Origin of the sequence: Acrocarpospora macrocephala (assembly GCF_009687865.1) — a bacterium.
In the GTDB taxonomy this organism is placed as follows: domain Bacteria; phylum Actinomycetota; class Actinomycetes; order Streptosporangiales; family Streptosporangiaceae; genus Acrocarpospora; species Acrocarpospora macrocephala.
The window spans coordinates 1-26,876 of the sequence record NZ_BLAE01000051.1 but is presented as its reverse complement, the minus strand read 5'-3'; the positions used below and the strand labels follow the sequence as shown (position 1 = coordinate 26,876).

Genomic DNA, 26,876 nt, shown 5'->3' with positions numbered 1-26,876 from the left:
CATGCCTCAGTACGACGTCTCGGCCGCGCTGGCCGCGGTCGACGAGCATTTCGACACCTTCGTCGCCGAGCTTCAGGAGTTGTGCCGGATCCGCAGCCGCCGCCAGGAGCCGGATCAGATGGCGGTCACCGCCGATTTCGTGGCCGGGTCGCTGCGCCGGTGGGGCGGGAGCGCCGAAATCGTGCCGTGGGAGCACTCCTATCCGTACGTGATCGGTGAGTTCGGCGGGGGTTCTCCCGCGTTGTTGCACTTCAATCACTATGACGTCGAGGTGGAGCCGACCGGGGACGACGACGCGTGGACCAGCCCGCCGTACGCGGCCGAGGTCAGGGACGACCGTCTGTACGCGCGCGGCGTCGCCGACGACAAGGGCGCCCTGATGTCGCGGGTGCACGCGGCGGCCGCGTTCCGACTGGCGGGACTGGACGCGCCGGTCACCAGCCGGTTCCTGATCGAGGGCAAGCGGCAGCTGCACAGCCCCGGCCTGGCCTCCTTCGTCGCGGCGCACGCCGACCGGCTGGCCTCCGACGCGGCGCTCTGGGAGAACTCCTGGGTGGACGCGGCCGACCGGCCGCTGCTGAAGCTGTCCGAGAAGGGCATCCTCTACCTGCGGCTCACCGCGACCACCCTGAGCCGCGAGCTGACCAGCCAGAACACCGCTCTGCTCCCGGCCGCGACGGCCCGGCTCGCGGCGGCGCTGGCCACCCTGCAGCGGCCGGACGGCACGGTGCTGGTGCCTGGCTTCGCCGACGGCGCCCGGGTGCCCACCGGCACCGAGCTGGACCTGCTGCGGGCGCTCCACTTCGACGGGGAGTTACTGCGCAACCGGGCCGGAGTGGACCGTTTCCTCGGGGACCTCACCGACGAGCAGGCCGCCGTCGAGATCAGGACCCGCCCGACGCTGACCGTCACCGGCTTCACCGGCGGCGACAACCGGGACGATGTCACCCTGGGCATCCCGTCCACCGCCTCCGCCAAGCTGGAGATCCGCCTGATCGCCGGGCAGGACCCGGCCAGGGTCCGGGAGGCCGTCGTCAAGCACCTGGCCGACCAGGGCTTCGGCGACCTGGCAGTGGAGACCATGGCGACCAGCCGCCCGAACCTCACCGACCACCGCGACCCATTCGTCACCCTGGTCGCCGACGCGGCCCGCCGGGCGTACGGGGCCGAGCCGGTGGTGGAGCCCTACACCCAGTGGGTGGGCAATCAGGGCGTGCTGGCCGGGCTGCCGATCGTCGGGGTAGGGGTGTCCAGGTTCGACTCCGGCGTGGACGGTCCCAACGAGAACATCCGGCTGGACGACTACCGCAACGGGATCAAGCACGTGATCGAGGTCATGGGCGCGATGGCGGTGACGGCGTGAGCTTCGTGACGCATCTGCGGGGCGGCTCGCCGCGCGCGTACCTGACCCTCCCCTGGGGGCAGGTGCACTACCGGGAGGCAGGCGACCCCGCCGCGCCGCCGCTGGTGCTGCTCCACCAGTCCCCGCTCTCCTCGGCCACCTACGAGCCCGCGCTGGCCGAACTGGCCGGGCACGGCGTGCACGCCATCGCCGTCGACACCCCTGGCTTCGGCCTGTCGGACGCCGCCCCCGCGCAATGGACCATCCCCGAGTACGCGCGAGCGATTTGGCAGATCATCGACGCCCTCGGCCTCGGCCGCGTCCACCTGCTCGGCCAGCACACCGGCGCGATCGTCGCCGCCGAAGCCGCCCTCCAGCAGCGGGACAGGGTGACCGGCCTGATCTTCCAGGGCATCCCCCTGTACAGCCCCGCCGAACGCGCGGAGAAGAAGGCCGGGTACGCCCCCGGCTACACGGTCACCGGGGACGGCGCCCACCTGACCGTCATCTGGGACCGCATCCGCTGGCTCTACCCGACCATCTCCGGCGAGTCGGCCAGCCGCCAGGTCGCCGAGTACCTGAGCGTCGGCCCCGACTACGCGGTCGCCTACCGCGCCGTGTTCGACCACGAGCTGGACGTGCCGGCGCTGGCCGGGATCCCCACGCTGCTCCTGCACGGCGACCAGGACGTGCTCAACCGGATGAACGACGTGGTCACCGCCGCCTTCCCGGACGCGCCGCTGGTCACCATCCCCGGCGGCACCGACTTCGTGGCCGAGGAGCAGCCGCAGGCCTTCGCCAAGGAGGCCGCCGCGCACGTACTCGCACACGCCTCGCGCAGCCAGGCATCTTTCACCCCTGTCTACACCGCCCGGGTGGCGGTCACCGGCGGACGTGGCGGTACCGCCAAGTCGCTCACCGGCGACTTCACCGCAACCCTCATCCGGCCGAGCGACCGGACGGCCTCCGGCACCGACCCCGAGGAGCTGTTCGCCGCCGGGTACGCGGCCTGCTTCGACAGCGCGCTGGCGGTCGTCGCCCGGCGCGAGCGGGTCTCCACCGGACCGGTCGAGGTGACCGCCGCCGTCACGCTCGGCACCGCCCCCGGCGGGACCTACCGGATCGAGGCCGCGCTCCGCATCCAGGCCCCCGACTGCCCGCAGCATGACCTGGAACGCCTGGTACGGCAGGCCGACCTGGTCTGCCCGTACTCCAACGCGATCCGCGGCAACACCAAGGTCACGATCGAAGTGATCGGTGGCGGCTGAGCGGCGCCTGCCACTGGACTTCCCCCATGACCATTTCCACAGAAAAGGCTCCGATGGACCCCAACGACCTGGCAGAAGAGCAGGGACCGTCCCGTTCGGGCATCGCCCGCGCCCTGTCGGTGATGGACGCCGTGGCCCGGTCACCCCGGCCGCCCGGCGTCTCCATGCTCGCCAGGGAGACCGGCCTGTCCAAGGCGGTGGCCCACCGCATCCTGCGCGAGCTGGTGGTCGGCGGGTTCCTGCGGTTCGACGAGGACACGAAGGTCTACCAGCTGGGGCCGCTGGCGCTGAAGATCGGCCTGGCGGCGATGCGCGAGTTCGACGTGGCGGCGGTCGCGCACCGGCACCTGGTGGCGCTGACCGAGCGCACCGGCGAGACCTCCACGCTGTCGCTGCGGCAGGGCTGGTCCCGGGTGTACGTGGACCAGGTGCTGTCCACCCACGAGATCCGCATGTCGGTGGCGCTCGGCACCAGCCACCCGCTGCACGCCGGGTCGTCCTCCAAGGCCATCCTGGCGGCGCTGCCGGACGGCGAGGTGGCCGACTACGTCGCCCACCACCGGCTGGACAGCGTCACCGACGCGACCATCACCTCGGCCGACACGCTCCGCGAGGAGATCGACCGGATCCGCCGCCTCGGCTACGCGGCCAGCTCCGGCGAGCGCCAGTCGGGGGCGGCCAGCGTCGCCGCCGCGGTGTACGGGGCGACCGGCCAGGTGGTCGGCTCGGTCTCGCTCTGCGGCCACCAGGACATGTTCACCCGCAGCCGCCGGGACGCGCTGGCCGCGCAGATTGTGGCGGCGGCGGCCGTCATATCCAGCGAGCTCGGGTACCGCCCCGCCGCAGGCGCGCCGGGCGACGTGGCCTAAATTCACGATTTTTCACGACTTGGGGGTAGCAATGCCGGACGGACCGCTGCACGGGCTGCGGGTCCTGGACGTCTCGACCATTCTGGCCGGGCCGCTCTGCGCCCAGCTGCTCGGCGACTTCGGCGCCGAGGTGCTGAAGATCGAGCACCCGGTGGCCGGGGACGGCATGCGCGGGCACGGCGCGTCCAAGGACGGCCATGCGCTGTGGTGGAAGGAGATCTCCCGCAACAAGCGGACACTCGGCCTGAAACTCAGCGACCCGAAGGGCGCCGCCCTGCTGCTGCGCCTGGCGGAGCGCTCGGACGTGCTGGTGGAGAACTTCCGTCCCGGCACCCTGGAACGCTGGGGTCTCGGCCCCGACCTGCTGCACGAGGTCAACCCCGGGCTGGTCATCGTCCGGATCACCGGCTTCGGCCAGCAAGGTCCGTACGCGGGCCGGGCCGGCTTCGGCACCCTGGCCGAGGCGATGAGCGGCTTCGCCCACCTCACCGGCGACCCGGACGGACCGCCCACCCTCCCGGCCTTCGGCCTGGCCGACAGCGTGTGCGGCATCGCCGCGGCCGCCGCCACCACGATGGCCCTCCTCCACCGGGAACGCACCCCAGGACACCCCGGCCAGGTCATCGACATGAGCCTGCTGGAGCCGCTGATGACCGCGGTCGGCCCTTCCCCCACCGTCTACGACCAGCTCGGCGTGGTCGAGACCCGGCACGGCAACCGCTCCACCAACAACGCGCCGCGCAACACCTACCGGACCGGCGACGGCTACTGGGTGGCCGTCTCCACCAGCGCCCAGCAGATCGCCGAACGGCTGATGCGCCTGGTCGGCGACCCCGAGCTGATCGACGAACCGTGGTTCGCCACCGGCCGCGGCCGGGCCGAGCACGTGGAACTGCTGGACAAGGTGGTCGGCGACTGGATCGCGGCCCGGCCCCGCGACCAGGTGCTGGCCGCGTTCGCCGAGGCGGGCGCCGCCGTCGCCCCCGTCTACGACTCCCGCGACCTGGCCGGGGATCCGCACGTGCGGGAGACCGGCATGCTCACCCGGGTCGAGGACGCCGACCTCGGCCCGCTGCTCATGCACAACGTGATGTGGCGGATGTCGGCCACCCCGGGGCGGATCAGGTTCACCGGCCGGGAGCTCGGCGCCGACACCGACCACGTGCTGTCCGGGGAGCTGGGCCTGGACGCGGCGGAGCTGGCCGCGCTGCGGGAGGAGCAGATCGTGGCATAGCCGTACTCCCGCGAAAGAAGGCCGCCCAGCAGAAGAAACGAGAAGACATGACCATCACCGGAATCGACCCGCTGCTCGCGGCGGTACGCGGCGGGCTGACCGTCTACGACCTGGCCCGCCCGCTGTTCGTCGGCATGCCGCAGTCGCCCAACCATCCCGCCTACTGGCGTACCCTGCCCCGGCGGCACGGCGACCGGGTTCGCGGCGACGGCGGCTCGGCCGCCAACGACATGCTGGTCATGGGCACCCATGTCGGCACCCACATCGACGCGCTGGCCCACGTCTCGCACGACGGGCTGCTGCATGGCGGCGCCGACGCCCACCTGGCCTGCCGCGAGGGCGGCTACCCCGACCATGGGGTGCACACCATCGAGCCGATATTCCGGCGTGGGGTCCTGCTGGACATTCCGCGCCTCGGGCGGCCCTGCGCAGGCGGGTACGAGATCACTCCCGCCGACCTGGAGCTGGCGGAAAGCGCCCAGAGCACCCCGGTCGGGCAGGGGGACGTGGTGCTGATCCGCAGCGGCTGGGGGCGTCACTTCGACGACCCTGATCGCACCCGCTATCTGGGGCACGACACCGGCGTGCCGGGCATCGGCGAGGCGGGGGCGTACTGGCTGGCCGAACGGGGTGTGCACGCCGCGGGCGCGGACACCATCGCGTTCGAGCGGCTGAGCCCCGGCCGGGGGCACAGCTCGCTGCCCGCGCACCGGGTGCTGCTGGTCGAGGCCGGCATCTACCTGATCGAGACGATGGCGCTGGAGGAACTTGCCGCCGCCGGCGTGCACGAGTTCACCTTCGTGCTGGCCCCGCTGCCCCTGCACGGCGCGACCGGCTCCCCCGTGCGCCCGCTCGCCGTCGTCGGGCGGGCGTGATGGCCGAGCCGACCCTGGGCCGGATCCTCGCCGGGTTCGCCACCGACACCTCCTTCCGCTCGCTCCCCGCCGATGTCGTGGTCAGCGTGCAGCAGCGCGTCCTGGACGTGCTCGGCCTGTGCGTGGCGGCGCACCGGCTGCCCACCAGTGCGGCCATCGTGTCGTACGTACGCGATCAGGGTGGGGCGGCGCAGGCGCACGTCGTCGGCGGTGGCCCCGGCGGGTCGCCCGCGCCGCTGGCCGCGCTGGCCAACGGCGTGCTGGCTCACTCGCTCGACTACGACGACACCCACCTGCCGTCGGTGCTCCACCCGAGCGCGTCCGTGGTGCCGACCGCGCTGGCCGCCGCCGAACTGTCCGGCGCGAGCGGCGAGGAGGTGGTCCGGGCCATCGCGGTCGGCCTGGAGGTCTGCGCCAGGCTCGGCATGGCCGGGTACGACCCGCAGGCCGGCAACTCCACGTTCTTCGAGCGCGGGCAGCACGCCACCTCCATCTGCGGCACGCTCGGCGGCTCCGTCGCCGCCGGGTTGCTGCTCGGCCTGGACGCCGAAGGGCTGCTCGACTGCCTGGGCGTGGCCGCCTCCATGGCGTCCGGCCTGATCGAGTCCAACCGGACCGGCGGCACCGTCAAGCGGCTGCACTGCGGGTGGGCCGCGCATGCCGCGGTCACCGCCGCCGACCTGGTCCGGCGCGGCTTCACCGGGCCGCCGACCGTGCTGGAGGGCCGGTTCGGCTTCTTCCAGGCGTTCCTCGGCGGGAATTACGACGCCGCGCAGATCACGGGTGGCCTCGGGGTCGAGTGGGCGGTTCCCGGGATCTTCTTCAAGCCGTATCCGGCCAACCACTTCACCCACACCGCCGTGGACGCCGCCCGCGCGCTGCGCGAGCAGGGCCTCGACCCGGACCGGGTGGACCGGCTGGTGCTCGGGGTGCCCGCGCCCGTCGTCCGCACCATCGGGCAGCCGATCGAGGTCAAGCGCGCGCCGGAGACCGGCTATCAGGCCCAGTTCAGCGGGCCGTACGCGGTGGTCACCGGCCTGCTCGGCGGGGGAGGTCTGGGCGCGAGCCTGGACGACTACACCGACGAGCTGGCCCGCGATCCGCGCCGCCGGGCGCTGATGGCCAAGGTCGAGGTGGTGGCCGACGACCGGGCCACCGCGATCTTCCCGGCCCAGTTCCCCGCCATCCTGACCGCCGTCGACTCCGACGGCCGGGAGTGGCGGCAGGAGGTGCTGACCAACCGGGGCGGCCCGGACCGGCCGCTGTCGGAGGCCGAGCTGACCGGCAAGTTCCTGGACAACACCAAGGGGCGGCTGCTGGCCGGCCGGGCCGCCGAGGTGGCAGAACGGGTGCGCGGGCTGACCGGCCTGGCGCACGTGAGCGAGCTGCTCCGCCCGCTGGCGGAGCTGGAACCCGAGACGGGGGACGGCGATGAGTGAATTCGACCTGGTGATCAAGAACGTCCTGGTCGTGGACCCCGACCGGGACGAGCCGGTGGCGGGCGACATCGCCGTACGGGACGGGAAGATCGCCGCGGTGGCCCCCGGTCTCGACGTGACCGGCGTCCCCCAGGTGGTGGACGGCGGCGGGAAGCTCGCCTTTCCCGGCGTGGTCGACGCCCACCAGCACTGGGGCATCTACAACCCGCTGGCCGAGGACACCGCCAGCGAGAGCCGGGCCTGCGCCCAGGGCGGGGTCACCTCCGCCCTCACCTACATGCGGACCGGCCAGTACTACCTGAACAAGGGCGGCGACTACGCCGACTTCTTCCCCGAGGTGCTGGACCTGGCGCGGGGCGGCGCGCACGTGGACTACGCCTTCCACCTCGCGCCGATGTCCCGCCGGCACATCGAGGAGATCCCCGACCTGGTGGAGCGGTTCGGCGTCACCTCGTTCAAGGTCTTCATGTTCTACGGCGGCCACGGGCTGCACGGGCGCTCGGCCGACCAGAGCGCGTTCCTGATGACCCCGCCGGGCGAGCGGTACGACTACGCGCACTTCGAGTTCGTGATGCGCGGCGTCCGCGCGGCCAGGGAACGGTTCCCGCACCTGGCCGAGGAGATCTCGCTGTCCCTGCACTGCGAGACCGCCGAGATCATGACCGCCTACACCCGGATGGTCGAGGAGGCCGGCGAGCTGACCGGCCTGGCCGCCTACAGCGCCTCCAGGCCCCCGCACTCCGAGGGCCTGGCGGTCTCCATCGCCGCCTACCTGGCGCACGAGACCGGCCTGCCCACGATCAACCTGCTCCACCTGTCCTCCCGCAAGGCGGTCGACGCGGCGGTGCGGATGGCCAGCGCCTTCCCGCACATCGACTTCCGCCGCGAGGTCACCGTGGGCCACCTGCTCGCCGACATCACCACCGCGCACGGCCTGGGCGGCAAGGTCAACCCGCCGCTGCGGCCCCGCGAAGACGTGGAGGCGCTCTGGGAGTACGTCGCCGACGGCACCGTCGACTGGGTGGTCAGCGACCACGCCTGCTGCCGCGACGAGCTGAAGTTCGGCGACCCGCGCGACGACATCTTCCTGGCCAAATCCGGCTTCGGCGGCGCCGAGTACCTGCTCCCCGGCATGATCACCGAGGGTCGCCGCCGCGGCCTCTCCTACGGCCGCATCGCCGCTCTCACCTCCCGCAACCCCGCCGTCCGGTACGGCTTGCGCGGCAAGGGCTCCCTCGCGCTGGGCAAGGACGCCGACATCGCCCTGGTCGATCCCGCCCGCACCTGGACCGTCCGCGCCGAGGATTCCGAGTCCACCCAGGAGTACACGCCCTTCGAGGGCTTCGAGCTCACCGCCGAGGTCACCGACACCTTCCTGCGCGGCACCCGCATCCTGGAGGCGGGCAAGGTCGTCGGCAGCCCGTCCGGCCGCTACCTGGCACGTCCTTATGACCACGCCTGAGCGGACCGCGCCCGGCCGGACCACGTCTGCCCGGACCACGCCAGGCCTGGTCAGGTCTGCCCTTTATGTCCCCGGGGACCAGCCGGGCAAGCTGGCCGGCGCCGCCACTCGCGGCGCCGACTCGCTGATCGTGGACCTGGAGGACGCGGTCCCCGCCGCCGCGAAACCGCAGGCCCGCGCGACGGTCGCCCGCTGGCTCGCCTCCGATGGCCCCGCCGTGGCTCGGGAGACGCAGCTCTGGATCAGGATCAACCCCGGCGAGGCGGGCCTAGCCGACCTCGCCGAGGTCGCCCACCCGGCCGTGACCGGCATCTGCGTCGCCAAGACCGAGAGCGTGGACTGGCTGGCCGAGCTGGATCGCAAGCTGGCCGACTACCCGCACCTCGTGCTCTGCCCGATCCTGGAGAGCGCCGCGGCCGTCCTGAGCGCACCCCGGCTGGCCAAGGCCCCCCGGGTCGCCCGCCTCCAGCTGGGCGAGGCCGACCTCCGCGCCGACCTGGGCGTCGACCCCGGCGACGACGAACGCGAGCTCCTCTGGGCGCGCTCGCACGTCGTCCTCGCCTCGGCCGCCGCCGGTCTCGCCCCGCCGCTGGCCCCGGTCAGCACCGCCATCACCGACCCGGACGCGCTCCGCCGCTCCACGCACGCCCTCCGGCGCCTGGGCTTCCACGGCCGCGCGTGTATCCATCCCGCGCAGATCCCCATCGTGCACGAGGTTTTCACGCCGACCCCCGGCGAGCTCTCGCGCGCCCAAGCGCTGATCACCCGTTTCGAGAACACCCCTGATGGCGTCCTGGTGGACGACGATGGCCGCATGGTCGACGAAGCCGTCATCCGCCAGGCCCGCCGTACCCTGTCGATGAGCTGACCCACCCACACCGGGGTGTGGGTGGGTCAGGAGAATCAGGCGCAGGTGTAGCCGGACGGGAGAGCGGTGTTGCCGTTCGGGCGGCTCGCCTGGAAGCCGACGCTGGTCGTGCTGGCTCCAGGAGCGAGAGTGCCGTTGTGACCGACGTTCCTGATGGTCACGGTCTGCCCGCTGACGGTGACGGTGCCGTTCCACGAGCCGGTCAGGGTGTGCCCGGCCGGCAGGGTGAACGTGGCCGTCCAGCCGGTGATCGTCGAGGTGCTGGTGTTGGTGATGGTCAGCGGCTGGATCACGTACCCGTTGCTCCACTGGGTCTGTACGGTCGCGACAGCCGAACAGGTCCCGGTGGACGTGCCGGGCAGGGTGGTGATCTGGGCGGTGTTGGAGACCGGCGAGATGTTGCCCGCGGCGTCCCGCGCCCTGACCTGGTAACGGTAGGTGGTGCTGGCGGTCAGGCCGGTGTCGCCGAACGAGGTCGTGGCCGAGGTGCCGACCTGGGTGAACGTGCCGCCGGTGGCGCCGGGGGCGCGCAGGATGTCGTAACCGCTCACGCCGGTGTCGTCGGTCGAGGCCGTCCAGGCGAGGTTCGTGCTGGTGGACGTGGTCCCCGAGGCCGCGAGCCCGGCCGGGGCCGTCGGCGGCGAGGTGTCGCCTCCGGTGGCGGCCGTGGTGAAGGTGACCAGGGCGGAGTTGCCCGACAGGTTGCCCGCGCCGTCCCGGGCCCGGACGTACACCTGATACTGGGTGTTCGCGGTCAGCCCGGTCAGGATGGTGGAGTTGGTGGTGGACTGGCCGATCTGCGGGTCGGTCGTGCCCTGCTCGCGGTAGAGGTTGTAACCCGCCAGGCCGGAACCGCCCTGGTCGGTGGAGGCGCCCCAGGTCAGGGTGGCGCTGGTGGCGGTCACACCGGACGCGGTCGGGGTGCCCGGGGTGCTCGGCGGGGTGGTGTCGGTCGGGTTCGGGGTGGAGTCGCTGAGGGTCGGCGTCGTCCAGTCCCGCCAGTCGGCCAGGTTGCCCTGCGCCCTGGACGAGATCCTGATCGCGCCAGGAGCGTTGCCCGTCTTCAGCAGGAACTTCTGGATGTTCTGCTGCAGCGGGGTCCGCCATTCAGCCCTGTTGGCGCAGTGGGTGCCGTCCGCGACGTCGGACCAGTAGGTGATGTTCTCGCCCGCGCCGAGCGCCTTGTAGACCTCGGCGCCGCCCAGGGCCGCCACACTCGCGGACCGGGGGCCCAGGTTGGCGATGTGCGGGTTGTCCATGATGAACAACCCTCGCGGCGCGATCATGGCCACCGTTTCATGCGTGTCCACGGGAAGCCTGTTCGGGCTGCCCGTGAAGGAGCCGAACGCGTCGCCAAACCACGGCTGCTCGCCGTAGGCGCTGCTCAGGCTCTGGGCACCTTCCCCGGGGATCCCACGGAAGATGGGAACACCGGCGCTACCCGACTCGATCGGCATGGTCAACGCGATGCGCTGATCGAACGCACCGGCCACGAAAGCACCCTTGCCGAACCGCGAGCATCCCGTGACGCCGGTCGCGTCCGCTTTGAGAATGTTGCCACCCGACTGCTCGATGACGTCGATGATCCGGCTCACCCCCCAGCCCCAGGCGACGAGCAGCCCGGTGCTGCTGGTGTTGCCGTAGATGCTGTAGAACGCGCCTTGCTTGTTGTTCCGTGGGGTGCCCTCGCGTCCGACCACGTAGGGGTCGTAGCTGATGACGGCGGCGCCGGCCGCTCGGATGGCGGCCGTGTCCGCGCCAAATCCGCCATAGACAACGACGGCCGGGAAAGGTCCGGTACCGCTCGGCAGTGAGACGCTCGCCGAGAAGCTGGAACTCCTGCCGTTGTGGTTCACGTTCACGGTGATGCTGGTGTTCGAGACCGTTCCCGTGACGCTTGTCGGCTTTCCGGGCTTCTCGCCGTAAACGAAGCGCTCCGCCAGCCTCTTGATCTCTTCGCGTCGGCAGCGCCAGTCGGACTTAGTGGAGATGCGGGTATTGTCCAGCTTCCTGAAGGGATCGGGGAGCCTGGAGTTGGTGGGCAAAGATCCTTCGCTGGGCAGGGCGGGCACGGTGCAGTCGGCACCTTCGTTTTCCACTCCAACAGCCGCGGCGGCCTCGGTGGAGACCAGGGCTACCGCTCCAGCGATCGAGAGCGTCGCCGCCACCGTCAGCGCGACGACCTTCGAGCGGATCCTAGAGCGACCTAAGCTGGTGATCACTAGGCTCTCCCTTCCGGGTGGGTGTTCGCGATCAGTCTGGGAATCCGTTCGAAACACGTCAACGCAGGCGTCGAAATGTTTCTTCATGCCGCGCTCCTGAGCTGGAAATATGCCCATGGCAAAGCCGAAACATTTCGGAAACTAGCTGAATGCAAAGGACGTTCCCGCTGCGCAGCCCGGTGCCCCGAAACTTTCGCTAGGGCTATGCCTTCGCCTGGAACGTCACCTTCCGGCCGTTCGCGGTGAATCTCGCGCGGGCGAGACGGGGACCTCTCCCGGCGTCCCCGGCGAAGGTGAACGTCACCGTAAGCGCCGCCCCGGGTTCCAGCGCATCCGTACGCTCACTCTCGAAGGTGTCCAGGCTCAGCCGCACGTTCCGCCACGGCGACGCCGAACCGTTGTGCAGGGTCACCATCACCTCGCTCCCCTCCTCCCGCACCTCCAGCCCGTACGGCACCCGCGGATCGTCCCCGATCGACCCATCCAGGAGATCGACGAGCTCGGCGACCAGCTGCGGATTGCGCGCGGAGACGTCGTGCCGCTCACCGCGGTCACCGCGCAGGTCGTAGAGCTCGATGCGGCCTTCCGGCCCGGCCCCGGCGATGTTCGGCGCGAAGCGGATCAGCTTCCAGTGACCGCGCCTGATCGCCTGCATCTTGCGCGGCCGGTTCCACACCAGGAACGCATGTCCGGAATATCGCCCGCCGGTCAGCAAGCCGCGGAACGACTTCCCGTCCAGGTTGGCCGGAGCGGGGACACCCGCGAAATCGGCCAGCGTCGGCAGGATGTCCCACAACGCCACGGGCTCGTGGACGACCTTCGCGGTGAGGGACGGCGACCAGGCGATCATGGGCACCCGGATGCCGCCGTCGTAGAGCTGGCGCTTGACCCCGCGGAACGGCCCGTTGGAGTTGAAGATCGCCGGGTCGACGCCCTTCTCGTGGTGCGGCCCGTTGTCGGCAGTGAACAGCACCAGCGTCTCGTCCGCCACTCCGGCCTCGTGGAGCGCGCGCACGATGTCGCCGACGTGCGAGTCCAGCCAGGTCACCTGGGCGGCGTGGCGGCGGTTGGGACGGGTCCACGGCTCATTCGCGTACCGGCCGCTGTCGCCGGGCACCTGGCTCGGCGAGTGCGGAAGGATGGTGGCGAAGTGCAGCAGAAAAGGGCGGTCGTCGGCCTCCTTGATGAAGGCGACGGCCTTGTCGCGTAACAGATCCGGCGCGTACGTCTTGCCGTCGAGCGCGACCTTCTCCCGGTTGTGCCAGAGGTAGGACGGAAAATACTGATGGGCGTGGGCGTGGGTGATATAGCCGAAGAACTCGTCGAATCCCCGGACATTGGGATGAGAGACCTGGCCCGGCGCCTCGGGGCCGAACCCCCACTTGCCTATGCAGGCCGTCCGATACCCGGCCATCCTGGCCAGCTCCGCGAACGTGAGGTCGGCGGCGACGAGGGAACGCTGCGGCCCGCCCTCCGGATTCTCGCGTACGGTTCCGTGGCCGGCGTGCAGGCCGGTCAGCAGCGCGCAGCGGGACGGCGCGCACAGCGAAGACCCGGCGTACGCGCTGGTGAACCGGACGCCCTCGGCCGCCAGCCGGTCGAGGTGGGGAGTCACGATCTTCTGCTGCCCGTAGGGTCCGATCTCACCCCAGCCCATGTCGTCAGCGAGGATGATGACGAAGTTGCGCGGGGTGCGGCCTTTCGCCGCCGCTGTCTCGGCCGCGCTCGCGGAGGTGAGCCCGGCCGCGACCAGGCCTCCGGTGCCCGCGAGAAATCCACGTCTGGTGGTGGGCAGCATTAATCCTTGACCTCTGGTGGAAGCGTTGGTACGGCGTTACGGTGGCACATCTCGCGCCAGGAGTTCGGCTATCTCGGGAACATCATGGCGACCGGAAGCGGCCTACCGTGCTGGACGGTATCGGATCAGATCTTTCTTCCGCCAGTAGCCCTCGTCGCATGATCGAACCGATTGACAGACCCGGTCAGCGTCCAGGATTCTTCATGCGGTATCCGATGGGGGCGGAGTTGAGTGGAATTTCACGTTCTCGGACCGCTGAGCGTCTCCCGGGACGGTCAGCTGACTCCGGTCGGTGGAGCACCAAAACTGCAGCTCACCCTGGCCGCTCTGCTGTCCAAGGCCGGCCAGCCGGTGTCGATCGACTGGCTGATCACCGCCGTCTGGGGTGACCAGCCGCCCGCGTCCGCGCGCCGCAACATCCACCTTTACGCCCACCAGCTGCGACGGACGTTCGGCGCCGACGTCCTGGCCGGTCGGCCGGGCGGGTACGCGATCATCACCGACGCGCTCGACGCGACGCGTTTCCGCAGCCTGGCGGCGCAGGGGAACGCGGCGCTGGACCGCGGCGATCTCGAATCGGCCCGGGACCGGCTGCGCGCGGCGCTGAACCTGTGGCGGGGGCCGGCGTTCGCGGAGTTCGGCGACTGCGCGCTCATCACGGAGGAGGCCCGGCGGCTGGAAGAGGCGCGGCTCACCGTGCACGAGCGGCTGGCGGAGGCCGATCTCGGTCTGGGCGGGCACGTCGAGGTGGCCGCCGAGCTGGCCGATCTCACCCGGGAGCACCCCTACCGGGAGAGCCTACGCGGGCACCTCATGCTCGCGCTGTACCGGTCCGGCCGCCAGGTCGAGGCGCTGGAGGTCTTCCGGGAGACCCGCGATCTGCTGCACGCTCAGCTCGGCATCGAACCCGGCCCGGTGCTCCAGCGCCTGCACGAGGCGATGCTCCGCGGTGACGCGGAACTCCTTCCCGCCTTAGGTCAGCCGCCACAGGAGGCGGACGACTGCCCGTACCGGGGTCTGATGGCGTTCCAGCCGGAGGACGAAGCGTGGTTCTTCGGCCGCTCCCACCTGATCGACCGGCTCCACGACCTGGTCGGCCGCCTGCCGGTGGTCGGCGTGTTCGGGGCGTCGGGCAGCGGAAAGTCCTCGCTGCTGCGCGCCGGGCTGCTGGGCACGTACGGCCAAGGGCTGATCATGACGCCGGGCGAGCACCCGATGGACACGCTGGCCGACGTGGTGGCGAAGGTGTCCAGCGACGATCCCAAAGAGCTCCGCGACGACCCCGCCGCCTTGAGCGCCGCCCTGAACGGCCGCCCGCTGCTGGTGGTGGACCAGTTCGAGGAGATCTTCACGCTGTGCGCCGACGACGGGGAGCGGCGCCAGTTCGTCGAGTCCCTGCTGAGCCTGTCGGGCACCGTTCTCGTCCTCGGCGTACGGGCCGACTTCCTTGCCCACCTGACCCAGCATCCCGCCCTGGTCGAGGCGCTGGGCGGCGAAGCCCAGCTGCTCGTCGGACCGATGTCGCCCGCTGACCTGCAGGAGATCGTGGTACGGCCTGCCGCGCAGGCGGGCCTCACCGTGGAACCCAGCCTGCTGGCCACGGTCCTGGCCGACGCCGCCGAGGAACCTGGCTGCCTGCCGCTGGTCTCGCACGCGCTACTGGAGACCTGGCGGAACCGCACAGGACCGAGTCTCACGCTGTCGGCCTACCAGGCGGCGGGCGGAGTACGCGGAGCCATCGCGCAGAGCGCGGAACGCGTCTACGACGAGCTCGCCTCTCCGGAGCAGCAGGCCGCGCGCCGGATCTTCGTGCGGCTGACCGCGCTCGGGGACGGCACCGAGGACACCAGGCGGCCCATCTCCCGGACCGAGCTCGTCGGCCTGGCCGACCACGAGCTCACCTCCGGCGTGCTGGACCGGCTCGCGGCCGCGCGGCTGATAGTCCTCAGCGAGGGCACGGTGGATGTGGCGCACGAAGCGCTGATCCGAGCCTGGCCCCGGCTGCACCGCTGGCTGACCGACGACCGCGAGAACCTGTTCGTGCACCGGCGGCTCACCGACGCCGCGCAGACGTGGCAGGAGCTGGGGCGCGATTCCGGAGCGCTGTATCGAGGCGTCCAGCTGCTGGCCGCCAGGACCTGGGCGGAGGATCACCCGCAGGAGCTGAACAACGTCGAGAGCGCCTTCCTGCGGGACAGCGGCGCGCTGGAGGAGAGCGAGCGCACCGCGACCAGGCGCCGTACCCGGCTCTTGCAGCGCCTGCTGGCCGGGATGGCCGCGCTCTTCCTGCTGGCCCTGCTCGGCGGGGCGGTAGCCGTACGGCAAGGGCAGGAGGCCAGGCACCAGCAGCTGGTCGCCCTGTCCGGGCAGCTGGCGTTGAAGGCCCAATCGCTCCTCGGCACCGATCCCGATCTGGCCGGGCTGCTGGCGATCACCGCGTTCCGGCTCAATCCGGGGACCGAGACGCGAGGCGGCCTGCTGAGCCAGTCGGCCGCGGCGCCCCGCCGGATCGAGCTCAACGCCGACGGGCCGGTGATCTTCGGGGTGGGGTTCAGCCCGGACGGCTCGCGGCTGGCCTCGGCGGGCACCGACGGGGTGATCACCCTCTGGGATCCACGCCGCGGCACGCGCGTCGCGAGCTTCGTCGAGCACGCGGAACTCGCCGGGACGGCAGGCGTGTACGCGAGGAAGGTGGCCTTCAGCAGCGACGGCAAGCTGCTGGCCTCCATCGCCAGGGAACCGGGTGTCGAGGCGACCAAGGGCTCGGTGTTCGTGTGGGATCTGGGCACCGGCCGGCCGGTGTTCCGGCGGACAGCAGACAAGCTCACCGACGCGCTGACGCTGAGCCCGGACGGCAAGAAGATCGCCTTCGGCGTGGGCGAGGGCGCGTTCGAGGTGTGGGACCTGCCCAGCGGGAACCGGTACACGCTGAAGGGGCACCGGGAAGAGATCGCGGCGCTGGCGTTCAGTCCCGACCAGGCATTTCTGGTGTCGGCCACCGGCGGATTGGAGAAAGCCGTCGTGTGGGATCTCGCCTCCAGGGCGAAGATCGCCGCTTTCGGCCCCGAGCATGTCCACCGGGTGGCCTTCGATGCCACGACCGGCACCCTCGCCACGGCCTCGCCCTTTCACGGGATAGGGTTCTGGAAGATCGATCACGACGGTGCGACTCTGCTGTCCGAGCTGCCCAAACGGTCGCCATACGCCTGGGACATGTCCGCTCCAGTCGCCGGCCGGATCGCCGTCGCCGACGAGAACGGCCTGATCACCGTCTGGGACATCGCGCGACGCCAGACCGTCGAGACCTACCAGGACAGAAGCATCACCGAAACGTTGTCCCTCGCCTTCAGCGCCGACGGCTCGATGCTCGCCTCGGCCGGCTTCGGGCGGACCATCGTGGTCCGCGAGCGGGCCCGGCCGCCGTTCAGCGGGCACAGCGGGGCCGTGAACGACGTCCGGGTCAGCCCGGATGGCCGGATCGTCGCATCGGCGAGCAGCGACGGGACCGTCCGGTTGTGGGACTTGTACGGGAACCCGATCGCCACGCTCGGCGAGCATCCCGATCACGTCCGGGCTGTCGCGTTCAGCCCGGACGGTCACCGGCTCGCGGCCATCACCCGCAGCCACACGGTCATCGTCTGGGACATCGATGGGAGGCGGAAGCTCGCCTCGATGTCGTACAACGGGCTCGGCGCCTCCACCGACATCGACTTCGATCCGCAGGGGCGCTTTCTCGCGGCGGCCGCGCTCGGGCGGATCCGGTGGGACGTTCACGATGCCCATGATGTTCGCGAGGTGCCGTTTCCTGGTCCCGCGTACATCGCTTCCGCGCTGGCGTTCAGCCCGCGCGAACCGCTGCTCGCCAGCACCGACCCCGCCGGAAATCTCATCGTCTGGGACCTGGCCCGGAATCGGGCGGTCCACGACTTCAGGACCAGGCAGGGGTCGGTGCTCGACGTCGCCTTCAGCCCGGACGGCAAGCTGATCGCCACGGCGGGGGCCGATCGGACCGTCAGACTGTGGGACACGCGGACCGGAAGCCTGCACGCCACGCTCACCGGGCACACCGCCCCGATCCAGGCCCTCGCCTTCAGCCCCGGCGGCCACACGCTCGCGGCCGCGGGCGACGATCGCACGATCACCATCTGGGACGTCCCGTCCAGCACGCTGACGGCCACCCTCACCGGCCACACGGGCGCGATCAAGGGCCTGGCCTTCAGCGGCGACGACGACCTGATCTCCGGAGGGGACGACGGCAAGATCATCCACTGGTCGCTGCAGCCCGATTCGATGATCGGGAAGCTCTGCCGGGAGATCGGCCGCGACCTCACCCAGAACGAGTGGGCCACCTACCTCCCGACCGAGGACTACCGGCCCACCTGCTGAAAGGACGGCTTCCGGTGGGCGGCCACGTCGGTCGCCGCGCGGACGAAAGCGGCCAGGGCCGGCGACCGGCTCTGCTCCGGCCAGGCGATCATCATGGTGATCGGCGGCGCGTCGAGGACGGGCACGCACACCACGTCGCCGCCCAGGTAGGCACGAGCGGACTCCGGCAGGACAGCGATGGTCCGCCCCATCACGATGAGCTGCATCAGCTGCCCGGCGTCACGCACTTCGGGGCCGCCGTCCTGGGACAGGCCCACCCAGCGCGGCAAGACCTCACCTTCCAGGTCCGCCAAGGTCACCGCCTCATGGCCGGCCAGCCGATGCCGGACCGGCAGGACGACAACCTGGCCCTCGACCAGCAAGTCCTCCGAGTCGAGCCCGGTCAGGTCAGGCTGACCATGCACCAGCCCGACGTCGGCGAACCCGCCGCGCAGCAGGGCCACGTGCTCGCCGAACCCGCAGAACAGCACCTCGACCGGGATCGCGTCTGGCTCGCGCTCGTAGGCGGCCAGGATGTCCGGCATCATGCCACCATCGCCGACGGCTTTCGTCACCAGAACCAGCCGGGGATCCTGCCGCCCCGCCCGCTGAGCACGACGCGCTGCCGCCGCCAGCCCGTCCAGGGCCCTCCTCCCCTCATCGAGCAGCACCTGCCCCGCCGCCGTGAGCACGACCCTCCGGCTGGTCCGCTCCAGCAACACGACACCCAAACGACGTTCGAGCTGCTTGATGGCCCTGGAGAGAGGCGGCTGCGCGATACCGAGGCGCTCCGCCGCCCGGCTGAAGTTCAGCTCCTCGGCAACCGCGACAAAATAGGCAAGCTCGCGAGCATCCATACCCCCAGGGTATCGCTCGTGACCGAGCCGGTCTTGGCCCTCCGCGCCTACTCCATGGTGTCGTGTGATCATGACAGCCGACACCAAGGTCGCCCTCGTGACCGGCGCGAACAAGGGCATCGGGTACGAGATCGCCGCTCAACTCGCCGCGCTGGGCATGACAGTCCTGCTCGCGGCCAGAGATCCGGACCGCGGCGGCAAGGCGGCCGAGGCACTGCGATCCACCGGCGCCGACGCCCACCCGATCACGCTCGACGTCACCCGCCCCGCCACGGCCACAACCGCCGCCACACAGATCGAACAGCGCTTCGGCCACCTCGACATATTGATCAACAACGCCGGGATCTCCGGAAGCCTCACCCAGCAGTCACCCAGCACCGCCAGCCTCGACGCGGTACGCGAGGTATTCGACACCAACGTCTTCGGCGTGATCACGGTGACCAACGCCATGCTCCCCCTCCTGACCCGCTCCCCCGCCCCCCGGATCGTCAACATCTCCAGCAGCGTCGGCTCGCTGACCGCCCACGCCCCCGGCGGCCCCATGGCCTGGCTCCCAGGATTAGCCGGGTACGCCCCCTCCAAAACCGCACTCAACGCCCTGACCATGCAATACGCCAAAGACCTCCGCAAGGCCGGCATCCTCGTCAACGCCGCCGACCCCGGCGGCTGCGACACCGACCTCACCAGACCAACCGGCATCCCCGTCCACCGCACCGCCGCCCAGGGCGCCGCCATCGCCGTACACCTCGCGACCCTCGGCCCCGACGGCCCCACCGGCGGCTTCTTCAACGACGCCGGCCAGGTCCCCTGGTGACCACGACAAGCTACTGCCGCCCAGGCTGGCTCACCACAAACGTGGTCAACCCTCTGATCCGACGCCTCGGAATGGCCAGCACCCTCGAGGTCCCCCGACGCCAGACCGGCACCCTCCAACGCGTCCCGGTCAACGTGCTCGAACTCGCCGGAGTTCGCTATCTGGTCTCCATGCGAGGCCAAACCCATTGGGTACGCAACCTCCGCGCCGCCGGCCACTGCACCATCCAAAGACGGGGCAGGCGCCAGCCGTACCTGGCGGTGGAACTGTCCGAGGAGCAGCAATCACCCATAATCACCGCCTACCGGGCCCAATGGCAGGTCCAACGCTTCTTCGACCAAATGCCCAACTCAACCGACCACCCGGCCTTCCGCCTTGACCCGATCGAAAACAGGGGGTGATCAGAGAGGTGATGCCGTGGCCGAAGCGGTTCGATCCAGGAAGCTCGCGACAAGGGGTACGTCGCGCTGCGCTAGGAAGTGATTGCGCAGGTCGGTGAGGGCTCCGGTGCCGCGTACCGAGTCCACACCGCCCATTCGGCCCACTGCTCGGTCGGCGGTTGCCACCGCGCCGTCCAGGTCGCCGAGTGCGATCTGAGCTTCGGCTTGCCGGGCCAGATAGATCGCGGCACCTCGCGGAAACTGGCCCTCCTGGTACGTGTCGATTGGACGAGCGTCGGCTTCGGCGGTCTCGAAGCGACGCAACGCGTCCTTCGGCTGGCCCAGGTTCAGGTCACTGCTGCCGTGCAACATCAGTAGCTCGCCCCAGTTCACCCAGTACACGTAGTCCGGGTCAGCCGAGGGGTCGGTGTCGCGTGCCCGATCGTAGGCGTCGGTGGCCGCGTTCTGTGCGTGCGCGGAGGCGTGGCTGTCACCAGCGCGGGCGTACGCACGCGCAAGGCGAGCTTGGAGCATGGCGTCCATGCGCGGCGACCCGATCCTGCCGCTGTAGCCGAGGGCCTTGGTGACCAGGTCGACGGCACCATTCGGGTCGCCTGTGCTGTAGCGCGCGATCGCCCAGAATGACAGGACGTTGGCGGTGATGGCCGGGTCGTCGGCGGTGCGAGCGGCGCGGAGCGCGGCCAGGTAGTACTCCTCAGCCAGCGCGGGCCGTCCGGAGTCGTAGGCGGTCCATCCGCATTGGCGCGCTGCCTCGGCTCCCGCCGCGTACAGGCGGCGGCCGGTCTCCAGGGTGTAGGAGCTTTCCTGCAAGGTGCTCACGATCAGGCGCAGCTGTGCCCGGGCCGCGTGGTGCACGTGGTTGGACCCGAACTGGTCGTCCTGGCGGCGTAACACGGCGAGTGACTGCTCGAACAGGCCTGGAGTCCCAGCCCCAACGCGCCGACCGGCGCTGCTGGCGTAGGCGGGGACGGCGTCGGCGGCTTGGGCGAGGACAGGGGAGACCCCCATAATGATCAAGAAGCCTCGGCGGTCCATCGGGTCTCCTTGGGCAGCGGTACGGTCGAGATGCTCCAAAGCAAGCGCGGGCGTCCACGGGTCGTCCAGCAGACGATGCCGGGTACAGGCCAGGGTCAGCCAATGCGGCCAAGGCCGAGCGTTGATCAAGTCGGCGGGGATGCCGTGCATGACGGCCATGGCCTGCTGGGCGCTGGACTCGGGGACGACACCGCTGCGGATCCAGCGCGAGACCCGTTTTCGATCGTGGGCGATCGGGCCATACCCGAGGTCCCGATGGACCGTGTCCAGCCGCGCCAGGAAGTCCAGAGCGCTCCACCCGGCGGCACGCAGCAGGTATTGCAGCGGATGGGTATCGACGTCGTGCACGACACACCTCCGGGTGCCAGCAACAGGCCCTGGTCGGTCCATCATGGCAGGGTCACACGTGGCAGGGGCAAGGCGCCAAGGGTGGTTCACCCGCGATGGGTACGGCTGGGTACAGTCAGCGCCTTCCCTGCCCTGCCTGCGTGGCGAAGCCTGTAGGCATTCCGGAACGGACGCGTGTGAACGCCGGCTGCCAGTGACGGCAGAGCGGCGGAGTTTCCGGCACCGCGGCGGCTTATTAGAGAGAGGGCACCATGGTGGACACGATGAGCGCCGATGAGCTTCGGGGGGCGCTGGTCGAACGGATCGTTTCCCGGCATCGGGCGCTCGGCTTGGTGTTGTCAGATGAGATCGAGAGCGCGCTGCGGACGGTCCCCCGTCACCTGTTCACGGGCGATGTCAACCTGGAGGCTGCCTACGAGGACACCGCCGTCGTCACCAAGCGCGACGAGCGAGGCGTATCTACCAGCTCCGTGTCGGCTCCCTGGCTCCAGGCGATGATGCTGGGCCAGGCCGGACTCAAGCCCGGCGACCGAGTTCTGGAGGTCGGCAGCGGCGGCTACAACGCGGCACTGATCCGCGAGGTCGTCGGGCCCTCCGGCTCGGTGACCACAATCGACATCGACGCAGAGATCACCGACCGCGCCGAGCGGTACCTGGCTCACGCGGGCTACACCGATGTGGAGGTGATCTGTGCGGACGCCGAGTTCGAGCTTGTCCCCGGCCGGACGTTCGACGCGATCATCGTCACGGTCGGGTCGTGGGACATCCCGCCAGCCTGGTCATCTCAGCTCGCCGAGGGCGGGCGGCTCGTCGTCCCGCTCCGCACCAAGGGCATGACCCGCTCCTGGGTCCTGGAGCGCCAGGGCGACGTCTTGGTGAGCCGGGGTCACCAGATGTGCGGGTTCGTGCCGATGCAGGGGGCGGGAGCCCATCGGGGAACCGGGATACCGCTGCTGGACGGTGACGCGGTCGGCCTGTGGCTGGACGAAGGGGAGGTCACCGAGGCGGCGGCACTGTCCGGCGTTCTGGACCAGCCCCGTGCCGAGGTGTGGACCGGTGTCACCGTGGGCGCGGGAGTGCGGTTCAGCGATCAGGATCTGTGGCTCGCCACGACCCTGCCCGGTTTCTGTTTGATCACCGCGTCGCAGGAGGCGATCGACGACGGCATCGTGGCTCTGCCGTGGCAGTACGGCACGCCGGCGTTCATGGACGGTCCGAACCTCGCCTACCGCACGAAGCCCCGTCCGGTCGACGCCGACGGTGAGCTCTTCGAGTTCGGCGCTTTCGCGCACGGCCCGCACGCGAAGCGCTCCGCGCGGCTGCTGGCCGAGCAGATCGCCGCGTGGGACCGGGCCGGACGACCGGCCCCTCGCCTGTCGGTCCATCCGGCTGGCACTCCGGACGCCGACCTGCCCGACGGAGCCGTGCTGGAGAAGAAGCATTCCCGTCTCGTGATCTCCTGGCCGACGGCCAGGTAGTACCCCCTTCCGCATCGAAAGGGATCTTGTGATGGAGCCGAACGAATTCACCCTCGATGTCCGTCTCGTGGCTACCGGACCGGCGGTTTCTGGAGTCGCCACCGAGGAATGCACCAGCGACAACTGCGGTGACACCCCGGGCAGCGCCGGCATCGCCAACTGTTAGCCCCCCGTCCGGGTGTTCCCGGCTCCGCAGTGCCGGGGCCGGGAACACCCCCGCCTGAACGGAGGATCAGCAATGGCGCATCGACCAGGTTTTCGAGCCATGGACGCCGTCGTCATTCGCGTCGCCGCCTACCCTGACGACCTGGTTCTCCCGCCCTGGCCGGACGCCCATGTTTCCGGATGGGTGGACTGGGTCTGTCAGGTTTGGGCATTGGCGGGCGTGGCCGAAGCCGTCGGTGTGGCGAGTCCCGACCTGGCGCGCGTGCTCACGGCGTTGTGCGAGAACCCGGACCGGTTCCGGCCCCGCCAGATCCGCCGCGCGGCCGAGGCGCTGATGCGCTATCTACTGCGGTGGACCAGCCGGGCGACACCGTTCGGCCTCTTCGCAGGAGTCGCTCCCGTCGACTTAGCCCCCACCGCTTCGGTCGTGTTCGGTGAACGGCATACCGCCCTGCGTCGCCCTGACTCCAGTTGGCTCACGGAGATGGTCGACGCTCTGGAGAAGCAGCCGGAGCTGCTCCGGCAACTGCCGGTCATGGCGAACAACGTGGGGTTCGCGCGCGGAGGAGATTGGGTGCTGCCCTGTCAGCCTTGCGTGGGGGGACCGTTGTCGGACGTCTCCGTGCGCTACACCAGGGCGGTCCGCCTGGTCCTCCGCGAGGCCAGAACCCCGATCGTCTTCGATGATCTCCTCGCGAAACTGGCCGCCGAGTCTCCCCGGTCACCGGTCGCGGTCATCGAGGAGATGCTCACTGAGTTGGTGCGCCAGCGGATCCTGCTCACGAGTGCGCGGCCGCCGATGACCGTCACCGATCCGCTCGCCCATGTCACCGCCCAGCTCGACGGGCTGGAGGGTGCCCCGGCCACCCTCGACCCGGGTCAGCGGCTGTCGGTGGACCTGCGGCTGGACTGCGCGATTGGCCTTCCCGCCGCTGTGATCGATGAAGTCGAGGCGGCTGCCGCGATCCTGGTCCGGCTGGCACCGGGACGGCCCGCCTGGCGGTCCTACCACGCCGCGTTCGTTGACCGTTATGGTCCCGGCGCTCAGGTCGGCGTCAAGGAGCTCGTGGATCCCGACCGGGGACTCGGCTACCCCGCCGGGTTCCGGGGCTCGCTCTTCGACGACGAACCGCCGCTGGCGCGCAGGGACATCATGTTGGCGGCCCTCGCCCAGGCGGCCGCCCTGAACGGTTGCGCCGAACTGGTCCTCAACGAGGAGACGGTGGCCGAGCTGGAGACCGCCTGCACCGCCGGGGTGATCCCGCACACGGAGTTACGGGTCACCCTGAACGCCTCCACCCCGGCCGCGTTGAACGGCGGGGACTTCACCCTCACGGTGGCCTGCGCGTCGCGGCACGCCGGAACCTCAGTGGGCAGGTTCCTGCACCTTTTCACCGCCGACGAACAGGACCGCATCGCCGAGGCTTACCGCGGCCTGCCGACAAGCACGGCCGGTGCGATGGCCGTGCAGCTGTCCAGCCCTCCGCTGTCGGCCCGTACCGACGCCCTCGCCCGAACCCCGGCCGTCCTGCCAGTGCTGTCGCTCGGGGAGCATCGCCCGCCGCTGGACTCGGCGGTCGATCTCGACGACCTAGCGGTCACCGCCGACGCCCATCGCCTGATCTTGATGTCGATCTCACGCGGGCGAGCGGTCGAACCGTTGATGTTGAACGCGATCGACTTGCGCCACGGCACCCACCCCCTCGCCCGGTTCCTGTGCGAGGTCAGCACCGGGACGACCGCGCCCTGCACTCCGTTCTTCTGGGGTCGAGTCGCCAACCGGTTCGCGTTCCTTCCGCGCGTCCGTTACGGCCGTACGATACTCAGCCCAGCCCGGTGGAGCCTCACCGCCGCAGCCTTGCCCGCCTCGACCGCCACCGCAGCGGAATGGGTGCGGGAGTTCCATGAGCAACGGCACTCACACCGCATTCCGGACGTTGTACGGCTCGGCGAGGATGACGTCCTGATCCGCCTGGACCTGACCGAGCATGCGCACCTGGCGCTCCTGCGCCGCCACCTGAACCTGGCAGGCAAAGCGACGCTAACCGAGTACGGAACCGACTACGGCTGGATCGATGGCCGTCCCCACGAAATCGTCGTTCCACTCGCCTCCACCGCGACACCTCGCCCGCTGACCCGACCTCTACGGCCCGAACGGACTCACCGCGACCCGGGCCATCTGCCGGGAGCCTCATCGTGGCTGTACGCGAAACTGTTCGGGCACCCGGGACGCCAGGCCGAGCTGCTCACGGTCTTCCTACCAGACCTGCTCGCCGACTGGGTCCACGGTGTTCCCGACGACTGGTGGTTCATCCGCTATGACACCCCGGCACCGCACCTGCGGATCCGGCTGCACCTGTACGAACAGGACCTCTATGGGGCCGCCGCGCGCTCGTTGGGGCAATGGGCGCGCACCGTTCATCATGCCGGGTTGCTCCGCGATGTCGTCCTGGACACCTACCGGCCCGAGACTGGCCGGTTCGGCACCGGCCCGGCCCTGGCCGCTGCGGAGGGCGTGTTCGCAAGGGACTCCGCGGTCGCGGTCGCGCAGTTGCGCACTGCGGCGAATGCCCAAGCCGCGACTGCGGCGAGCCTGGTCGACCTCGCGACGGGTTTCCTCGGCGCCGACGGGCCGCGTTGGCTCGTGGAGCACGTCACCCACGGCGGGGACCCGGCGCTCGATCGGCACGTGCTGCGGCAGGCCCGGCGGCCAGTGAACGTTCCGTCAAATTTGCTGGAGCGGCGGCGGACGGCCCTCACCACCTACCGGAAGCTGCTCGACGTCAACCACATCGACGTCGTCATGGCCGACCTGCTGCATCTGCACCATGCCCGCATGATCGGAATCGACGCGGAGTCTGAGCGGATCTGCATGCGGATGGCCCGTTCTGTCGCCCAGGGCCTGATCGCACGAGGAGGAGGGAGCGGCATATCGACCTTCGCGACCGGGCTCGCCGCCGGGCCGACGGTATAGCCCAGCAGCTCAGGACACCTCACCCAGTCGGGTCAGCAGTCCAGTCACTCAGCGGTGGCGCCGTCGGGATCGCGCTCCTGCATATCGAGCGGGCCGCCACCGGCATCGCCGACTGGCAGGACGCGCATGCCTGGCTGGCCGCGGCGGCACGCGACGAACTCACTGTCGGTGCGGACGCCTGCCTTTACCACGGGGCGCCCGCGCTCGCGTTCGCGCTCCACCTGGCTGGCCGGCCCGGGTACGAACCCGCGCAGGCGGTCCTGGATGAGGGCGTCGCAGCCATCACCCGGGACCGGCTCAATTCCGCCCACCGGCGTCTCGTGCAAGGCGAACGGCCCGCCCTCGCCGAGTTCGACTTGATCAGCGGCCTCACCGGTCTCGGCGCTCACCTGTGGAGACGTGACCCCGGCGGCGATCTGGTCAAAGAGGTGCTGGCCTACCTCGTCGCTCTCACCGAACCGGTGGGCGGACTCCCGGGCTGGTGGACGATGTCGTCGGCCAGCCGTACCGCTGAAGACCCGCCTGGCGGGCACGGCAACAATGGGATGGCCCACGGCATCTGCGGGCCGCTGGCTCTGCTGGCTCTCACCGCCCGTGGCGGCCTGGTCGTGCGAGGTCAGGTCGAGGCTATCGGCCGGATCTGTGCTTGGCTGGACGACTGGCGGCAGGATCACCGGGGCGCCCCTTGGTGGCCAGAAATGGTCTCCTTCACCGAAGTTCAGCAAGGGCGAACCACCCAACCCGGGCCGCTACGACCCTCCTGGTGTTACGAGTTAACTGAACTAAATCATGAGTTTTCGCAGTTCAGGGGCATGTTGGCGGTGTCTCTGTTAGCGTCCCGCCTCATGGTCGGTGGGAATGATCAGCTGGATCTGGCGAGGGTGGTCGTACTCGATTTGGGACGGCTGGCCGAGACCGGGAATGCATGGGAGCCGTTCCAGCTGCTGGATGCTGACGGTGTACTGGTGGAGCCGGTGGCTGTTTTCTTCGCCGGGCTCCAGGCGGAGGAAAAGTCGGTTTCGACGCTGAGAGCCTACGGCAACGACTTGTTGCTGTGGTGGC

19 protein-coding genes are annotated in these 26,876 nt (G+C 70.3%); 15 read left to right on the top strand and 4 right to left on the bottom strand.

All coding sequences use genetic code 11. The features are described 5' to 3' along the window. The first annotated feature begins 1 nt into the window (after position 1). The 8 genes from Amac_RS36970 to Amac_RS36935 are packed head-to-tail and all read left to right on the top strand — an operon-like array spanning position 2 to position 9,357. Complete coding sequence (locus Amac_RS36970; protein WP_155359066.1) at positions 2 to 1,363, top strand: M20/M25/M40 family metallo-hydrolase; 1,362 nt, start codon at positions 2 to 4, stop codon at positions 1,361 to 1,363. Next, entirely contained in the window at positions 1,360 to 2,610 is a 1,251-nt protein-coding gene (locus tag Amac_RS36965; RefSeq protein ID WP_218041514.1) for an Ohr family peroxiredoxin, read from the top strand. Before Amac_RS36970 ends, Amac_RS36965 begins: the two co-directional genes overlap by 4 nt. 26 nt (positions 2,611 to 2,636) lie before the next feature. Continuing rightward, a complete protein-coding gene (locus Amac_RS36960; protein WP_218041513.1) occupies positions 2,637 to 3,479 on the top strand; it encodes an IclR family transcriptional regulator in 843 nt (280 codons plus the stop codon). A gap of 31 nt (positions 3,480 to 3,510) precedes the next feature. Next, complete coding sequence (locus tag Amac_RS36955; RefSeq protein ID WP_155359065.1) at positions 3,511 to 4,713, top strand: CaiB/BaiF CoA transferase family protein; 1,203 nt, start codon at positions 3,511 to 3,513, stop codon at positions 4,711 to 4,713. Between the two features lie 47 nt (positions 4,714 to 4,760). After that, entirely contained in the window at positions 4,761 to 5,588 is an 828-nt protein-coding gene (locus Amac_RS36950; protein WP_155359064.1) for a cyclase family protein, read from the top strand. Beyond that, positions 5,588 to 7,027, top strand: a complete 1,440-nt coding sequence (locus Amac_RS36945) for an MmgE/PrpD family protein (protein WP_155359063.1) — start codon at positions 5,588 to 5,590, stop codon at positions 7,025 to 7,027. Before Amac_RS36950 ends, Amac_RS36945 begins: the two co-directional genes overlap by 1 nt. Beyond that, complete coding sequence (locus Amac_RS36940) at positions 7,020 to 8,489, top strand: dihydroorotase (RefSeq protein ID WP_155359062.1); 1,470 nt, start codon at positions 7,020 to 7,022, stop codon at positions 8,487 to 8,489. The genes Amac_RS36945 and Amac_RS36940 overlap by 8 nt, the downstream gene beginning before the upstream one ends. Continuing rightward, complete coding sequence (locus Amac_RS36935; protein WP_155359061.1) at positions 8,476 to 9,357, top strand: HpcH/HpaI aldolase/citrate lyase family protein; 882 nt, start codon at positions 8,476 to 8,478, stop codon at positions 9,355 to 9,357. The genes Amac_RS36940 and Amac_RS36935 overlap by 14 nt, the downstream gene beginning before the upstream one ends. A gap of 35 nt (positions 9,358 to 9,392) precedes the next feature. Here Amac_RS36935 and Amac_RS56680 read toward each other — a convergent pair whose 3' ends face one another. Beyond that, positions 9,393 to 11,579 carry a fibronectin type III domain-containing protein gene (locus Amac_RS56680; RefSeq protein WP_246268962.1) on the bottom strand — a complete coding sequence of 729 codons (2,187 nt, stop codon included), beginning with the start codon at positions 11,577 to 11,579 and terminating at the stop codon, positions 9,393 to 9,395. Between the two features lie 202 nt (positions 11,580 to 11,781). Then, the gene (locus Amac_RS36920) at positions 11,782 to 13,377 is read right to left on the bottom strand and encodes an arylsulfatase (protein WP_155359060.1); all 1,596 of its coding nucleotides are present in this window, start codon (positions 13,375 to 13,377) and stop codon (positions 11,782 to 11,784) included. 231 nt (positions 13,378 to 13,608) lie between these two features. Between Amac_RS36920 and Amac_RS36915 the strand changes: the two genes are divergently transcribed. Beyond that, on the top strand, positions 13,609 to 17,763 hold the full coding sequence (locus Amac_RS36915; protein WP_155359059.1) for an nSTAND1 domain-containing NTPase: 4,155 nt from the start codon (positions 13,609 to 13,611) through the stop codon (positions 17,761 to 17,763). On the opposite strand, the gene Amac_RS36910 is transcribed toward Amac_RS36915, so the two are convergent. Beyond that, positions 17,745 to 18,599, bottom strand: coding sequence for a LysR family transcriptional regulator (locus Amac_RS36910; RefSeq protein WP_155359058.1), 855 nt, complete (start codon positions 18,597 to 18,599; stop codon positions 17,745 to 17,747). The two genes, Amac_RS36915 and Amac_RS36910, sit on opposite strands and share 19 nt — an antisense overlap. Positions 18,600 to 18,669: 70 nt before the next feature. Here Amac_RS36910 and Amac_RS36905 point away from each other — a divergent pair, with 70 nt between their 5' ends. Together Amac_RS36905 and Amac_RS36900 are read left to right on the top strand one after the other, a co-directional pair. Next, on the top strand, positions 18,670 to 19,413 hold the full coding sequence (locus Amac_RS36905; protein ID WP_155359057.1) for an SDR family oxidoreductase: 744 nt from the start codon (positions 18,670 to 18,672) through the stop codon (positions 19,411 to 19,413). Then, positions 19,410 to 19,814 carry a nitroreductase/quinone reductase family protein gene (locus Amac_RS36900; protein ID WP_155359056.1) on the top strand — a complete coding sequence of 135 codons (405 nt, stop codon included), beginning with the start codon at positions 19,410 to 19,412 and terminating at the stop codon, positions 19,812 to 19,814. The genes Amac_RS36905 and Amac_RS36900 overlap by 4 nt, the downstream gene beginning before the upstream one ends. On the opposite strand, the gene Amac_RS36895 is transcribed toward Amac_RS36900, so the two are convergent. Next, a complete protein-coding gene (locus Amac_RS36895; protein ID WP_218041512.1) occupies positions 19,815 to 21,197 on the bottom strand; it encodes an NsdA family TPR-like regulatory protein in 1,383 nt (460 codons plus the stop codon). A 263-nt stretch (positions 21,198 to 21,460) separates the two neighbouring features. Here Amac_RS36895 and fxlM point away from each other — a divergent pair, with 263 nt between their 5' ends. From fxlM to Amac_RS53970, 4 genes are all read left to right on the top strand, one after another. Further along, positions 21,461 to 22,675 (top strand): methyltransferase, FxLD system, encoded by a 1,215-nt coding sequence (gene fxlM / locus Amac_RS36890; RefSeq protein WP_155359055.1) that lies wholly within the window; start codon positions 21,461 to 21,463, stop codon positions 22,673 to 22,675. A 31-nt stretch (positions 22,676 to 22,706) separates the two neighbouring features. Beyond that, positions 22,707 to 22,841, top strand: coding sequence for an FxLD family lanthipeptide (gene fxlA / locus Amac_RS36885; RefSeq protein WP_155359054.1), 135 nt, complete (start codon positions 22,707 to 22,709; stop codon positions 22,839 to 22,841). Positions 22,842 to 22,940: 99 nt separating this feature from the next. Continuing rightward, on the top strand, positions 22,941 to 25,814 hold the full coding sequence (locus Amac_RS36880) for a lantibiotic dehydratase (RefSeq protein ID WP_170322840.1): 2,874 nt from the start codon (positions 22,941 to 22,943) through the stop codon (positions 25,812 to 25,814). Next, a partial coding sequence (locus Amac_RS53970; protein WP_307729801.1) for a lanthionine synthetase LanC family protein occupies positions 25,709 to 26,876 on the top strand: 1,168 nt, incomplete at its 3' end. The genes Amac_RS36880 and Amac_RS53970, both read left to right, overlap by 106 nt.